Source organism: Salinivibrio sp. MA427 (assembly GCF_001996115.1).
In the GTDB taxonomy this organism is placed as follows: Bacteria; Pseudomonadota; Gammaproteobacteria; order Enterobacterales; family Vibrionaceae; genus Salinivibrio; species Salinivibrio costicola.
This window is the reverse complement of sequence record NZ_MUFH01000029.1, coordinates 1-15,647: the sequence shown is the minus strand read 5'-3', so window position 1 is coordinate 15,647 and position 15,647 is coordinate 1. Positions and strand designations below refer to the sequence as shown.

13 protein-coding genes are annotated in these 15,647 nt (G+C 50.7%); 10 read left to right on the top strand and 3 right to left on the bottom strand.

Features of this window, described 5'->3' with window-relative positions; all coding sequences use genetic code 11:
- The 6 genes from BZG79_RS04240 to der all read left to right on the top strand — a co-directional run.
- On the top strand, nucleotides 1-766 hold a 766-nt coding region (locus tag BZG79_RS04240; protein WP_199877536.1), incomplete at its 5' end, for a RodZ domain-containing protein.
- A gap of 15 nt (nucleotides 767-781) precedes the next feature.
- Nucleotides 782-1,672: a flavodoxin-dependent (E)-4-hydroxy-3-methylbut-2-enyl-diphosphate synthase gene (gene ispG / locus BZG79_RS04235; RefSeq protein WP_077773796.1), complete on the top strand. Its 891-nt coding sequence runs from the start codon at nucleotides 782-784 to the stop codon at nucleotides 1,670-1,672.
- Nucleotides 1,673-1,726: 54 nt separating this feature from the next.
- Nucleotides 1,727-2,995, top strand: coding sequence for a histidine--tRNA ligase (gene hisS, locus BZG79_RS04230; RefSeq protein WP_077460272.1), 1,269 nt, complete (start codon nucleotides 1,727-1,729; stop codon nucleotides 2,993-2,995).
- Between the two features lie 12 nt (nucleotides 2,996-3,007).
- Nucleotides 3,008-3,601 carry a YfgM family protein gene (locus tag BZG79_RS04225; RefSeq protein ID WP_021022932.1) on the top strand — a complete coding sequence of 198 codons (594 nt, stop codon included), beginning with the start codon at nucleotides 3,008-3,010 and terminating at the stop codon, nucleotides 3,599-3,601.
- Between the two features lie 9 nt (nucleotides 3,602-3,610).
- Entirely contained in the window at nucleotides 3,611-4,768 is a 1,158-nt protein-coding gene (bamB, locus tag BZG79_RS04220; protein ID WP_077773795.1) for an outer membrane protein assembly factor BamB, read from the top strand.
- A 93-nt stretch (nucleotides 4,769-4,861) separates the two neighbouring features.
- Entirely contained in the window at nucleotides 4,862-6,367 is a 1,506-nt protein-coding gene (gene der, locus BZG79_RS04215; protein WP_077773794.1) for a ribosome biogenesis GTPase Der, read from the top strand.
- Nucleotides 6,368-6,767: 400 nt separating this feature from the next.
- On the opposite strand, the gene xseA is transcribed toward der, so the two are convergent.
- Nucleotides 6,768-8,123, bottom strand: a complete 1,356-nt coding sequence (xseA, locus tag BZG79_RS04205; RefSeq protein WP_077773799.1) for an exodeoxyribonuclease VII large subunit — start codon at nucleotides 8,121-8,123, stop codon at nucleotides 6,768-6,770.
- A gap of 269 nt (nucleotides 8,124-8,392) precedes the next feature.
- On the opposite strand from xseA, the gene guaB reads away from it, so the two are divergent.
- The 4 genes from guaB (at nucleotide 8,393) to tadA (ending at nucleotide 14,008) form a co-directional block, all read left to right on the top strand.
- Entirely contained in the window at nucleotides 8,393-9,856 is a 1,464-nt protein-coding gene (gene guaB / locus BZG79_RS04200) for an IMP dehydrogenase (RefSeq protein WP_021022936.1), read from the top strand.
- 75 nt (nucleotides 9,857-9,931) lie between these two features.
- Nucleotides 9,932-11,509, top strand: coding sequence for a glutamine-hydrolyzing GMP synthase (guaA, locus tag BZG79_RS04195; protein WP_021022937.1), 1,578 nt, complete (start codon nucleotides 9,932-9,934; stop codon nucleotides 11,507-11,509).
- A 320-nt stretch (nucleotides 11,510-11,829) separates the two neighbouring features.
- Nucleotides 11,830-13,344, top strand: a complete 1,515-nt coding sequence (locus BZG79_RS04190) for an AbgT family transporter (protein ID WP_242414122.1) — start codon at nucleotides 11,830-11,832, stop codon at nucleotides 13,342-13,344.
- Between the two features lie 118 nt (nucleotides 13,345-13,462).
- Nucleotides 13,463-14,008: a tRNA adenosine(34) deaminase TadA gene (gene tadA, locus BZG79_RS04185; protein WP_077773791.1), complete on the top strand. Its 546-nt coding sequence runs from the start codon at nucleotides 13,463-13,465 to the stop codon at nucleotides 14,006-14,008.
- Here the strand turns inward: tadA and BZG79_RS16315 are convergent.
- Both BZG79_RS16315 and mltF read right to left on the bottom strand, forming a co-directional pair.
- Entirely contained in the window at nucleotides 14,005-14,166 is a 162-nt protein-coding gene (locus tag BZG79_RS16315) for a hypothetical protein (protein WP_021023011.1), read from the bottom strand. The two genes, tadA and BZG79_RS16315, sit on opposite strands and share 4 nt — an antisense overlap.
- A 7-nt stretch (nucleotides 14,167-14,173) precedes the next feature.
- Nucleotides 14,174-15,647 (bottom strand): membrane-bound lytic murein transglycosylase MltF (gene mltF / locus BZG79_RS04180; RefSeq protein WP_108743231.1); only part of this gene is annotated, 1,474 nt, incomplete at its 5' end.

Genomic DNA, 15,647 nt, shown 5'->3' with positions numbered 1-15,647 from the left:
AATCGACGCCGACCAGCTTCTCGGTGACAGCAATATGGAAGCAAGCAGTGCGGCAACGGTTCAGAAAATGCAAAGCTTTTCGCGCAAGACACGACGGCAAAGGAGTGAAAGCCGTTTGATGTGGTTGTCTTGGGTGATCATTGCTATTGCGGTGGGTATTACTGGCGTGTGGTATTGGCAAAATCAACAAGCGATGACATCGTTACCCACGCAGCTGGATAGCGAACAAGCCGATGAGTTAGTAACCACCCCTTCTGACCAAGACAGTGCTGTGATTGCCGCCGAGCCCCAACCGAGCACCGATGAACTCGACACTGAGCCTGCTAAAGCAGTCGATGCGCCGCAGCCGGTAGAACCCGCGGCCAAAGCCAGTGATGAGGGGCAATCGAATCCTGTGTCTACCTCTGATGAGGCAACAGCCGCTAAGACACAAATGGAGGCGCAAACGACTGACGCAGCGAGTCGTCAGGAAACAGCACAAGCGCCAGTGACGGATCCGGCAGCAAAAACAACCGCAAGCGCCAACGAAAATCGCCTGGTCATGACCTTTACTGGCGATTGCTGGATTGATGTGCGTGATGCCAATGGCGAACGCTTGGCGACAGGAATAAAAGCTGAAGGTGAGCAAATTACCTTAACTGGCGAAACGCCGTACCAATTGGTACTTGGGGCGCCAAGTGTGGTGAACATTACCTTTAATGGCGACAATATTGATCTTGATGGCTACCCAACCGGGCAAGTGGCTCGGTTGCGCCTTCCGCAGTAATCAGAGAACGTCAATATGCACAACGAAAATCCGATTAAACGTCGTCCGTCCAAACGTATCAATGTGGGCAATGTGCCGATTGGTGATGGTGCGCCCATTGCAGTGCAATCAATGACCAATACGCGCACCACGGATGTTGAGGCGACCGTGGCGCAAATAAAAGCGCTCGAAAATGTGGGTGCAGACATTGTTCGCGTGTCAGTCCCCACTATGGATGCCGCTGAAGCCTTCAAAACAATTAAAGCGCAAACGTCGATCCCGCTAGTGGCAGATATTCACTTTGACTATCGTATCGCGCTTAAAGTCGCTGAATACGGTGTCGATTGTTTGCGGATCAACCCTGGGAATATCGGTAAAGAAGAGCGCATCCGTGCGGTGGTCGATGCTGCTCGCGATAAAAACATCCCGATTCGAATTGGTGTTAACGGTGGCTCGCTAGAACGTGATCTCCAGGAAAAATACGGTGAGCCAACGCCAGACGCGCTGGTAGAATCCGCGATGCGTCATGTTGATATTCTCGATCGACTCAACTTCGACCAATTTAAAGTCAGTGTGAAAGCATCAGACGTTTTTTTAGCGGTGGAATCCTACCGCAAATTAGCACAACAGATTGAGCAACCTCTTCACCTCGGGATCACCGAAGCAGGTGGTGCGCGCGCAGGGGCGGTAAAATCATCGGTTGGGCTAGGCATGTTACTCGCTGAAGGTATTGGCGATACGTTGCGTGTGTCGTTAGCGGCTGATCCTGTTGAAGAAATTAAAGTTGGGTTTGATATTCTTAAATCCAAAGAGCGCTTTACCAATGACAACTTGGTGGATGAGTTAGAAGCAAAAATCCGCGCCAAAGCGGCGATGATGGATGAGCGCAACCGCATCAAGGTGTCTCAAATCGATCAAGAAGGCTAAGCCATCAGGCTGCCTTTTCCCCTTTTATATATGATATCGGTAACGGAAGTTAACGTGGCTAAAACAATTCAAGCAATCCGAGGCATGAATGACTGCCTCCCTTCTCAATCTCCTTTGTGGCAGAAGCTCGAAAATACGATTAAACAGGTCGTCAGTGCCTATGGCTACAGTGAAGTACGTATGCCTATCGTCGAAGCAACACATCTGTTTAGCCGTGCGATTGGTGAAGTGACCGACGTTGTCGAAAAAGAAATGTACACCTTTGATGATCGAAACGGTGACAGCCTAACGCTACGACCTGAAGGCACGGCGGGTTGTGTCCGCGCAGGGATCGAAAACGGCTTACTCTATAACCAGGAACACCGTTTGTGGTATACCGGGCCAATGTTCCGTCATGAACGTCCACAAAAAGGCCGCTATCGTCAATTTCATCAATTTGGGGTGGAAGTGTTTGGCTTGAATGGCCCTGACGTTGATGCCGAATTGATCATGATGACGGCCCGGATGTGGCGTGAGCTGGGGATTGCTGAACACGTACGTTTAGAACTTAACTCCATTGGTTCGCCGCAAGCGCGTGCGGATTATCGCCAAGCACTGGTCGATTTTCTGATGCAGCACGAATCGGTGTTGGATGAGGATAGTAAACGTCGCATGCAGACCAATCCGCTACGTGTATTAGATACCAAAAACGCGGATATTCAGGCGATTCTTGTTGACGCGCCAAAGCTCAGTGATTATCTGGATGACGAGTCAAAACAACATTTTGCTGGATTGTGTGAACTCTTGGACGCGGCAGGTATCGAATACCAAGTGAATCACCGTCTAGTACGTGGACTTGATTATTACAACCGCACGGTCTTTGAGTGGATTACCGATAGCTTAGGCGCGCAGGGCACGGTGTGTGGCGGCGGCCGCTACGATGGTTTGGTTGAACAACTCGGTGGTAAGGCAACACCGGCGGTCGGGTTTGCAATGGGCCTTGAGCGCTTAGTCTTGATGCTCGAAAACCTGAGCCAAGATGATATCCGCCCAGTGGTGGATGTATACATGGTGACGGCAGGCGAGGGCGCCTTAGCCGCTGGGATGAAACTAGCCGAAAACCTGCGTGAGCAAGTGCCGGGGTTACGCGTTATGTCGCACTTTGGTGGTGGCAGTTTTAAAAAGCAATTTAAACGTGCAGACAAAGTCGGCGCATCCGTCGCATTGGTTTTGGGCGAAGACGAAGTCGCTAATCAAACGGTAGCGCTAAAAGATTTAAAAGGCGGCGAGCAACAAACTCTGAAGCAGGATCAGATCGCTGCGACATTAAAAGCATTGATTTAGAGAGGACAGATCGTGGACGTCTACACCACAGAAGAGCAGCAAGTTGAAGCCATTAAAAAGTGGTGGCGAGATAACGGGAAAGCGGTTGTAATCGGCGCCGTTGTCGGCTTAGGTGCCTTGTACGGCTGGCGTTATTTCCAGTCGCAACAGGTCGAAAGTAAGGAACAAGCCTCTCAACAATACGAACAAACTTTGAACAGTATCGAGAGCGGTGATGGCACGGCACTGAGCCAGCTCGAGGGGCATGAAGGTTATCAAGCGCTGGCGGCACTTAACCTGGCAAAGAAACAGGTTGAACAGGGAGAGCTAGACAGTGCACGTAAACAGCTGCAAACGGCCCAGCAAGCGGTAAATGATGATGCGCTCTATGGGTTGGTAACCACGCGTTTAGCGCGTGTGAACGCGGAGCTGGGTCAGTATGACGCGGCACTGAGTGAACTAGATAAAGTGACCGCGTCAAGTTGGACAGCCAAAGTACAGGAAATTCGCGGTGATATTTTGCTTCGCCAAGGGGACAGTGAGGCCGCTCGTGATGCCTATACCGCCTCGCTTGAGGCAGGAGCGAGTCCAACCGTCACGATGAAGCTTGATAACCTCAGTCAATAAGGGCGTGGTATGAAAAAAGGATTATGGCGCATAGCCGCTGTGGCCACGACTTTGGCGATACTGACCGGTTGTGCGGGTGAAGAAGATGTTGTGCAAATGGCACCATTACCCACTGTAACGGATAAAATTGCATCATCACAGATTTGGCAAGCCCAAGTCGGTGATGGTGTCGGGCAATATTATTCGGCCCTTCAACCGACGGTCGCGTACGATAAGGTATTCGCCGCTGACCGCCAGGGAGAAGTGGCTGCGTTTGATCTTGAAAGCGGCGAGCGTATTTGGCAGCAGTCGGTGCAAACTGAGACGCCAGCGTTGTTATCTGGTGGGCTGAGTGCATCCTACGGTAAAGTGTATGTTGGCGGAGAAACCGGCGAACTGTATGCCTTGGATGCTGAAACAGGCGAGCGCCTTTGGCAGCAAAATGTGAACGGTGAAATCCTGGCCAAGCCTTTGGTCGATGCTGGTATGGTGATCGTTAATACCAGCCGCGGTGAGTTGGTTGCGCTTGATGCGGAATCGGGTGAGCCTCAGTGGAGTAACGCCAAYGATGTCCCTAATCTAAGTTTGCGCGGCGAGAGTGCCCCCGTAACCGTCTCAGGCGGTGTATTCTGGGGGATGGCGAATGGTCGTCTTGGCGCCGCAATGATCGAAACGGGTCGCTCTATTTGGCAAATTCCGATTTCGACACCCAAAGGGGCGACCGAAATTGATCGTCTTGTTGATGTGGATGCGACCCCTGTGATTGATGGCGACCGTTTGTATGCCGTGGGCTATAATGGGCAGTTAGTGTCGATTGATTTACGCTCGGGAAAAGCAGCATGGAAGCGTGATTTTTCATCGGCAAACRATTTTATTGCGGCGGGTAATAGTCTTTATTTAATTGATGATAAAGACAATATTGTCGCATTAGATGCACGTAATGGTTTAGAGAAATGGCGCAACAGTGAGTTAGCGTATCGCATATTAACTGCGCCTGCGGCAAGCGATGGTTATCTCGTGGTTGGAGATAGCCAAGGGTACTTGCATTGGCTCGATCCAGAAACTGGGGATTTTGTTGCCCAGCAATCGCTTGAAGGCGAGGGTATTGCGGTGGCGCCCGTGCAAACCGATAATGGCTATATCGTGATAACACGCGATGGCCAATTGAGAAAGCTGGCTATCGACTAGTATCAGCCACCCAGTTTTATATTTAGGCTCCTGGCTGTATAGACAGTTGGGAGCCTTGTTTATTGATAAGAGAATGAAAATTAAGAGGTCTACATGATTCCTGTTATAGCCCTAGTAGGGCGCCCGAATGTGGGAAAATCGACGCTCTTTAACCGTCTTACCCGCACGCGCGATGCATTAGTAGCGGATTTTCCGGGACTGACCAGGGATCGAAAATACGGCAAGGCATTGCTGGATGAGCACGAATTTATCGTGATCGACACCGGCGGGATTGATGGTACAGAAGAGGGTGTAGAAACCAAAATGGCCGAACAATCGCTTGCTGCGATTGAAGAAGCCGACGTGGTGTTATTTATGGTGGACGGGCGTGCAGGATTAACACCTGCTGATCGGGATATTGCTCAACATATCCGTGTCCGCGAAAAAACCAGCTTTTTGGTCGTCAACAAAGTAGACGGTATTGACCCAGATACCGCAACCGCAGACTTTTGGCAATTAGGCATGGACAACATGTATCAAATTGCTGCCGCACACGGTCGTGGGGTCAGCGGATTGATTAATCGTGCTCTAACGCCCTTTGCCGAACAAGCGCTACAGCAAGCGCAGGAAGAGACAGGTCTGGTTGACCTGACCGATGAGCAAGATGACATCGATGATCAAGACAACCTGACCGTGAACACAGAAGAGCAGGCAGAAAATGAGTACGCCTACCTTCAATCACTGCCGATTAAAATTGGTATTATAGGTCGCCCCAATGTGGGTAAATCGACCTTGACCAATCGCATGCTCGGTGAAGAACGAGTCGTCGTTTACGATATGCCGGGGACCACACGAGACTCCATTTATATCCCGATGGAGCGCGATGGACGCGAGTACGTGATGATTGATACGGCCGGTATACGTCGTCGTAAACATGTCAGTGAAAAAGTTGAAAAATTTTCTGTTATTCAAACACTTAAGGCTATCGAAGACGCGAACGTCGTGCTGCTAGTGATTGATGCTCGAGAAAATATATCTGATCAAGACTTGAGCTTGTTAGGGTTTGCCTTGAATGCGGGCCGTTCGATCGTGTTGGCGGTCAACAAGTGGGATGGCTTAGATAGCGAGATTAAAACGCGGGTGAAATCCGAGCTGGATCGTCGCCTTGGTTTTGTCGACTTTGCACGCGTTCACTTTATTTCTGCGTTGCATGGTACCGGTGTCGGTCACTTGTTTGAGTCCATTCAAGAAGCCTATCAGTCGGCGACCAAACGTGTCGGAACCGCGATGCTAACCCGTATTTTGAAAATGGCGCAAGATGATCATCAGCCTCCAATGATACGTGGCCGCCGAGTGAAGCTAAAATATGCACACGCCGGTGGATATAACCCACCCATTGTGGTCGTTCATGGTAACTTGGTGAGTGAGTTGCCAGACTCCTATAAGCGCTATCTGATGAATTATTATCGTCGAACCTTAGACATTATGGGCACACCGATAAAGATTCAGTTCCAGAACAGTGAAAACCCGTATGAGGGTAAAAAAGAAAAGCTGACGTTATCTCAGTCACGTCAACGCAAACGCTTGATGGACATGGTTAAAAACCGCAATAAGAAGTAAACGAAAGCCCAGCCTTGATGCTGGGCTTTTTTGATCCCGCCTACTTTTAACGATCCAAACCTGGATCTTGAATTTATCATTCGTGATCATAATCACATTAAAGCCACGTCGTCTGTGATGTCGTGGATCTTAGCTTATCGCGTGACTGGGCAGGTTTTGAGCGGCGATAATTGCATCACCCCTTCACGTCACTCTCATTTCATTTATGCTGGATCTTTAATTTACAATGCTATCTTTTAGTGTTTTATATCGATAAAAATCCAAATGCAGAACATGTAACTTATGCTTTCGGGAAGTGTATTGATAAATATTCTTTTCAGGGTAGGAAGCTGATCAAGGGGAATTAACCCCAAGATCGCTCGATCGCTTACTGATCGGTTAGATGTGTATTGTACAGAGTTTAATCAGCCGGCTGACTTGGATGACGCTGTTGTACCACGCTGGTGATCTCGCCGTTACTGAGCTGGGTGCGCAGGATATCGCCTTCATGCAGTTGATTGATGTTATTAATAATTCGTCCATCACTGTCACGGCTAATCGAATAGCCACGAGAGAGCGTCGCTAATGGACTGACGGCATCCAAGGTCGCCACCAAGGTCAAAAGTCGCTGCTGCGCGTGTGACAATTGCGAGTTCATCGCGTGGACGAGGCGTTGATGGTGCTGTGCCAATTGAGCCTGATGTTGATGAATACGATGCTCAGGCGTCACGCGTTGTAACCGGCTATCCAGGGCATTAAGCTGGTGGTTATATCGTGAAAGCTGTTTCGTCAGTCCTTGGTGAATGCGCCTTTGCAGCTCATCAATATGCTGACTTTGCTGTTGCAGACGACGACGGGGGTGTTGGTGAGACAAACGGTGTTCGTGTTGCGTCAGTGCCCGTTGCTGGCGATAAAGTAGCGTGCCGATCGCGTTTTTAAGCGCTTGCTCGCGCTGCTGATATTGCTGCAAGCGATAACTCAGATCACGGCTAACAAGTTCTGCGGCAGCTGATGGGGTGGGGGCGCGAACATCGGCAACAAAGTCAGCAATGGTCACATCCACTTCATGGCCTACGGCACTGACGATGGGGATCTGACTCGCGGCAATAGTACGGGCGACGATTTCTTCATTAAAGCACCATAAATCCTCGAGTGACCCACCGCCACGACCAACAATCAGTACGTCACACTCATGACGGCTATTGGCGCGCCCGATCGCTTGCGCTATCGATACTGCCGCATCTTGCCCTTGCACCAGGGTCGGATAAATCACCACCGGCAGGCTAGGGTCCCGTCTTTTAAGCACATTCAGAATATCATGCAAGGCAGCGCCGGTTTTGGAGGTGATTATGCCAACGCGCTTTGGTTGGTCGGGCAAAGCTTGCTTGGCGGTTTGTGCAAATAACCCTTCTGCGGCTAACGCTTGTTTACGTTGCTCAAACGCCTGCTGCAGTCGTCCATCGCCTTCGGGCTGCATGCTTTCTAAGATTAGCTGATAGTCGCCTCGAGGCTCGTACATAGACACACGCGCGCGCACCAGGACTTGATCCCCATTTTTGGGTTTAAAGGTCACGCGACGATTGTTACCACGAAACATGGCACACTTCACTTGGCTTTGGTTGTCTTTGAGTGACAAATACCAATGGCCAGACGTTGCCGCGGTAAAATTGGAGAGTTCGCCCGTTAGCCAGACAATGCCAATGTTTTTTTCTAAGCAAAGACGCACCTCCGCATTGAGGCGGGAAACGGACAAAATATGTTGATTACTCGCGGTCACAATCGCTGATCCTTTTGATAAACCTGATCGCATACTACCTGCCGTATACTGGGATGCCAACTGACTCAGCATGACGATAGCCAGGCGATCGAAGCAATCGATTGCGAAAAAATGAACAATGTATCCGTTGATAAATCAACCGACTAAATCTGTCTTGGACAATCAATCGCTATTCTTAGTAAAAATCGATAGCCAAACGTTTGCGCTGCACGTATAATTCTGCGGCAATATTTTGTTCCCCTTCACAACTTTTAGTGTGAGATATTGCAATGCTGAGAATCGCGAAAGAAGCGTTAACCTTTGACGATGTACTCCTCGTCCCTGCCCACTCAAATGTACTCCCTAACCATGCGGATCTGCGGACCCAATTGACCCGTTCAATTAGCCTGAACATCCCTGTGCTCTCTGCAGCAATGGATACAGTGACCGAAGCCCGTTTGGCCATCGCATTGGCACAAGAAGGCGGCCTTGGCTTTATCCATAAAAATATGACCATCGAGCAGCAAGCCGAGCAAGTGCGCTTGGTGAAAATCTATGAAGCGGGCATGGTGTCTAACCCGGTTACGGTGACGCCTGAGATGACCATTGCCGATGTCAAAGCCTTGACCGAACGCAATGGCTTTGCCGGTTATCCAGTGGTGAATAAACAAAAAGAGCTGGTTGGCATTATTACAGGACGCGACGTGCGTTTTGTCTCAGATCTTAGCAAACGTGTTGAAGATGTGATGACCCCTCAGTCTCGTCTCGCCACCGTGCGTGAGGGCGCTGAGCGTGAGCAAGTGCAACAGTTGATGCAGCAGCATCGTGTCGAAAAAATTCTGGTCGTCAACCAAGACCATCACCTCAGCGGCATGATCACCGCCAAAGATTTCCAGAAAGCTGAAAGCAAGCCTAACGCCTGTAAAGACGAACAAGGTCGTTTGCGTGTCGGTGGTGCCGTCGGCGCAGGGGCGGGCAATGAAGAGCGTATCGCGGCCTTGGTGGAAGCGGGAATCGATGTGTTACTTATCGACTCGTCTCATGGTCATTCAGAAGGCGTGTTGCAACGTATTCGTGATGCCAGAGCCTCGTACCCACACTTACAAATTGTGGGCGGTAACGTTGCCACTGCCGAGGGCGCACGTGCCTTGATTGACGCGGGTGTGGATGCCGTAAAAGTCGGTATTGGCCCAGGCTCTATTTGTACCACGCGTATCGTCACTGGCGTGGGTGTGCCGCAAATTACCGCGATCAGTGATGCCGCTGCCGTCGCGCAAGAGTATGGTATTCCGGTAATTGCCGATGGCGGTATTCGTTTCTCGGGTGACTTGTGTAAAGCCATTGCTGCCGGCGCATCCTGTGTGATGGTGGGCTCAATGCTCGCCGGTACCGAAGAGTCTCCGGGTGAAGTCGAGCTTTACCAAGGCCGCGCGTACAAATCTTACCGCGGTATGGGCTCAGTGGGCGCCATGTCAAAAGGCTCATCTGATCGTTACTTCCAAAGCGATAACGCCGCCGATAAGTTGGTGCCTGAAGGCATAGAAGGGCGCGTTGATTACAAAGGCATGATGAAAGAGATCATCCACCAACAAATGGGCGGGTTGCGTTCAAGCATGGGCTTAACGGGCTCTGCCACCATAGAAGAGATGCGCACTAACGCGCAGTTTGTTCGCGTGACCGGCGCGGGCATGAAAGAATCACACGCGCATGATGTCACCATTACTAAAGAAGCGCCGAACTATCGCCTCGGCTAAAGACATCACTACCGCGATGCATTTGAGAGGGTAGCACAGCTCCCCTTTGTTCCACTTAATTGAGAAAGCCATATAATGACCCAGAACATTCATGCTCAACGTATTTTGATCCTTGATTTTGGCTCCCAGTACACCCAGTTGATTGCGCGCCGTGTCCGTGAAATTGGTGTGTATTGTGAGCTTTGGAGCTGGGATGTCGATGAGCAAGACATTCGTGACTTTGCTCCCAACGGCATCATCCTATCCGGTGGCCCAGAGAGCGTGGCAGAAGCCAACTCGCCACGTGCACCGCAATATGTCTTTGACGCAGGCGTGCCTGTATTGGGCGTATGCTATGGCATGCAGACCATGGCTGAGCAGCTTGGTGGTAAGGTTGCGGGCTCTGAGCATCGCGAGTTTGGCTACGCGCAAGTAAAACGCGTTGGCCAGAGCGCACTGTTTGATGGCATTGAAGATGCTATTGCCGATGATGGTCACCCACTTTTAGATGTGTGGATGAGCCACGGCGATAAAGTGGTCGCGATTCCGGAAGATTTTGTCAAAATCGCTGAAACAGATACCTGTCCGTTTGCAGCCATGGCCAACGAAGATAAACGTTTTTATGGTGTTCAGTTTCACCCAGAAGTGACGCACACGCGCCAAGGCAAACGGATGCTTGAGCAGTTTGTGATGCAAATCTGCCAGTGCGAGCGTTTGTGGACACCGGCAACCATTATTGACGATGCGATTGAGCGTATTCGTGAGCAAGTGGGGGATGACGAGGTGATCCTTGGCTTGTCTGGCGGCGTCGATTCTTCTGTAGTGGCTATGCTGGTTCACCGTGCGATTGGCGATAAGCTCACGTGTGTGTTCGTTGATAACGGCCTGCTGCGCCTTAACGAAGGTGAGCAAGTGCTGGAAATGTTCGGCGATCACTTTGGGTTGAACATTATTCATGTCAATGCGGAAGACCGCTTCCTTAATGCCTTGAAAGGTGAAGCCGATCCCGAAGCGAAGCGTAAAATCATTGGCCGGGTGTTTGTCGAAGTGTTCGACGAGCAAGCGAGTAAAATGGACAATGCTAAATGGCTGGCGCAAGGCACCATCTACCCAGACGTGATCGAATCGGCGGCTTCGAAAACCGGTAAAGCGCATGTGATCAAATCACACCACAACGTCGGTGGCTTACCGGAAGAGATGGAAATGGGTCTGGTTGAGCCACTCAAAGAGCTGTTCAAAGACGAAGTCCGTAAAATCGGTCTTGAGCTGGGCTTGCCATATCACATGCTGTTCCGCCACCCCTTCCCAGGGCCAGGCTTAGGTGTGCGCGTGCTGGGCGAAATCCAAAAAGAATACTGCGATCTGCTTCGTCGCGCCGATGCGATCTTTATCGAAGAGCTGCGCAATGCTGACCTCTACGAGAAAGTCTCGCAAGCCTTCGCGGTGTTCCTGCCGGTTCGCTCGGTAGGTGTGATGGGCGATGGCCGTAAATACGATTGGATCATTGCGTTGCGTGCCGTCGAAACCATCGACTTTATGACCGCGCACTGGGCACACCTGCCATACGATTTCCTCGGCAAAGTGTCGAACCGCATCATCAACGAAGTCGACGGCATCTCCCGCGTGGTTTACGACGTCTCCGGCAAACCGCCTGCGACGATTGAGTGGGAATAAGCGTTTGAGAAAGTAAAACGCTAGTTTAACGACATAAAGCCCATGCCTAGCGTGGGCTTTTTTGTTTCTAAATGTTTCATTGCTGTCTGTAAGCATCCGTTTTTTGTGCTGCTTTTCTAACTTTAAAGGAATTTAACATTGGGTTAACTGGCTTACTTATGGCTAACTATGCTGATTTTTGCTTTACTGACGATAATTTGTCATTTTATTGTCATTAAAGCCTGCTGGATCAGGTAAGCCAAAACACAACATCGAAAATAATGGAGTTCCCAGTGAGTCAACACATTAATCCAGCAACCGATACAGGCCGACCGCGCGGCATGGATCGGTTTTTAAATATGATAGAGCGTGCGGGTAACCGGATCCCAGATCCTGCCTTATTGTTTTTCTGGGGCCTGGTGACGGTTTGGGTGCTCTCCGCTCTTTTGTCACAAATCACGTTTAATTCTGTTCACCCATTGACCGGGGACACCGTCCAAGTCAAAAACCTGCTCACCGGTGATGCGCTCGCCCACTTTTTAGCCAATATGGTTGACACTTTTACAGGTTTTGCGCCGCTTGGGATTGTATTGGTTGCGATGTTAGGGGTGGGTGTGGCTGATCAGTCAGGCTTTATCACCACCGGTTTGAAGAAAATGCTGAGTGTGACGCCGAAGCAAGCACTCACACCCATGCTGATTTTGGTGGCGATCGTGTCACACACGGCGGCGGATGCAGGCTATGTACTGGTGATCCCACTCGGCGGGATTATCTTCCACGCGGCGGGGCGTCATCCGCTAGCGGGGATTGCCGCCGCTTTTGCTGGGGTGTCGGGAGGCTTCTCGGCCAACTTTATTCCGTCTGGCATTGATCCTTTGCTGGCAGGCTTTACCGAGTCGGCCGCACACGTGTTGGATGACAGCTACCAAGTTAATCCCCTCGCTAACATCTACTTTACGGGCTTGTCGTCTATTTTAATCGTGGCGCTGGGCTGGTTTGTGACTGAGAAAATTGTCGAGCCACGCTTAAATCGCACACCGATTGATGAGGATGCCGAAGAGGCGCCTGATCTGGGCTCATTCACCACCATTGAAGGTAAAGCCTTTAACCGTGCCGGATTGGCGATGCTGGCCGGGATTGCCGCGCTGGTGGCGGCCTCATGGCCGGAAACCTCGCCGCTTCGGTCACCGGCGGGCGAGCTCACCGCCTTTGATGCACCGATTATGCAATCGATCGTGCCGCTCATTTTTGTGCTGTTTATTATTCCAGGCATTGTGTATGGCAAAACCGCAGGCACCTTTAAAACCAGCCAAGATGTGATTAAATCCATGTCTGACACCATGGCGACCATGGGCGCTTATATGGTGATGGCATTTTTCTGTGCGCAATTCTTAGCCGCATTCACCCAATCAAATATTGGTACCTTGTTAGCGCTGAATGGCGCGGAGCTATTGCAGTCAATGAACCTGCCAGGTGAGATGACGATTGTGGGGATGATTTTGCTCACCGCACTCGTGAACCTGTTAATCGGTTCTGCGTCAGCGAAATGGGGTCTGATTGGACCGATTTTGGTGCCAATGCTGATGGTTGTCGGTATTTCCCCTGAATTGTCACAAGCGGCCTATCGTGTCGGGGATTCCGTTTCGAACATTATCTCGCCATTAATGGTGTTCTTCCCACTCGTTGTGGTGTATTGCCAGCGCTATGTTAAAGCAACAGGCATTGGCACCGTGGCGTCAATGATGATCCCTTAWTCATTGACCATGCTGGTGGGCTGGACCTTGTTCTTGCTAGCGTACTGGGCATTCGGATTGCCACTGGGTATTCAAGCAAGCTATCAGTACCTGGTGCAATAACGGTCACATAGAGCGCGTATCGTCTATCATGACGTTGCAGACACAAGCCGGCCTTCGAGCCGGCTTATTTGTGTCGTATACTAGCGATGAATTACATAGCCAATAAATCGAGGTTGGAATGAACGAGCCACAAACGTCGGATACGATTCACGACGTTTATATGCGCCAGGCGATCACACTGGCCGACAATGCTGAGCAAGAAGGTGAAGTGCCTGTCGGCGCCGTGGTGGTGTATCAAGGTGAGGTTGTGGGCACAGGGTGGAACCGAACCATTACCCAGCATGATGCCACTGCCCATGCCGAAGTGATGGCCTTACGCCAAGCCGGCCAAGTGCTGGGTAATTATCGCCTATTAGACGCGGATCTTTATGTGACACTCGAACCGTGCCCGATGTGTGCGGCGGCGATGGTGCATGGCCGTGTCAGAAAGGTGTATTTTGGCGCGCCGGATCCCAAAACCGGCGCGGCTGGCTCGGTGATGAACCTACTCAGTTATGAAGAGGTAAATCACCATGTGCAAAGCGAGGGTGGGATATTAGAAGCTGAGTGCCGTGCGCAACTGCAAGCGTTTTTCCGCCGTCGTCGTGCTGAAAAAAAGGCTGCAAAAAAAACAGCCCGTGGTGCGGCTTCTATTGTGTCGTCTGATTCAGACCAAGCGTCTTAAAATGCCTCATCAAACGCGGCAAACTCACGAATCGCAAACGCGCGTTGGCGCCATAGTACTTTCTTGTGCATATTTTGGCGCATGCGCTTGCGACGGTTAGCCGATGAAATATTGTTTTTACGAAAGCTTTGTTTCACCAGCCGTTTTTTTGGCACCATAGGATCCTCATTGCGGTTGCTTTTCTGATTGCGATATTGGGTTTTGTTCAGAGCCCTCTGGCGTAGTATCCGGCGCTGGTTCAGCAACTTGCTCGGAGGATGGCTCGGGCGCAATGATGGTTTGCAGCCCACCGAGCGATTCGACTTGCTGACTGTCCAGCGACTCTATATGTGCTTTTTCATAGCCTAGAATACTCTGATAATAACGGCGAATATTCTCAACATAGCTTAGCGCTTCATAGCCACGTGCATAGCCGTATCGTGTTTGCGTGTAATATTGGCGCTTAGCGAGCAAGGGAAGGCGCTGTTTCACATCACTCCACGAGTTAGGATTGGCGCCTTGCGCTTCAGTGAGTCGCCGCGCATCCATCATATGACCAAAGCCAATGTTATAAGAGGCGAAAGCAAACCAAATCCGCTCGTGTGGGTTAACACTGTCGGGAATCCGGTCGAGCATACGCTGCAGGTAGAGTGAGCCGCCTTTGATGCTTTGTTCTGGATCCAGACGGTTGCGCACGCCGACGGATTTAGCCGTCGGTAACGTCAGCATCATCATCCCACGTACCCCTGTGGGAGATATGGCGCGTGGATTCCAGTGTGATTCTTGATACGACAAGGCAGCAAGCAGGCGCCAATCAAAATCGTTTGCATGCTTTTTGAAAAGGGGCTCCCACTGCGGGAGTTTGCTTTCTATGGCGCGCAAAAATGCGCGGGTATCAACGTAATCAAATTGATTCACGTGGCCAAAATACTTTTCTTCTAAAATTGCCAAGTCACCGGTTTGGTTCAGCTCACCAAAAAAATTCACCATCAGGGCATAGGCGCTGCTGTCGCCCTGTTTTTTCATAAACCAGGCGACGGGCTCATCTTCACTCAGCGCCATGGCGACGGCAATATCAGGTTGGGTGCGTTGCATTAAGGCAATATCGACGGAGTCGGCAATGGTAAAATCGATATCACCGTCTGCAACCTGTTTAAGCAGTTCATCGTCGTCGGCGTCTTGCACAACTTTCCAGCTTAAATCGGGGTGATCGTTTTTAAGCGATTGTAAGGTGAGATCGTGACTCGAACCTTCCACTACCGCCATTACCGCGTTCTCGCGGTTAAAATCGCCAACATCGCGAGGGCGCCAATGTCCCTTTTTATACACCACTTGTTGGCTGACAAAATAGTAGGCGGGGCCGGGGCGAAATTGGGCCAAGCGTTGGTCGGTAATGGTGAGTCCTGCAGCAATTAAATCGACATCACCGCGCTCTAATGCAGGAAAGAGGCCGGATAACGTATAGGTCGGCACCATTTCCAGCTTTACGCCAAGCTTGTCAGCAAAACGTGATGCAAGTTCGTAATCCAGCCCGGTCGGGCCATCGGGACCAATATAATAAGAAAGTTCGTTATTGAGTGTTCCGACTCTTAGCACGCCGCGGTCGCGGATTTTTTCCAGTACGGTGCGATCGTCGAAGTGCCAATCACACCCCGTTAAT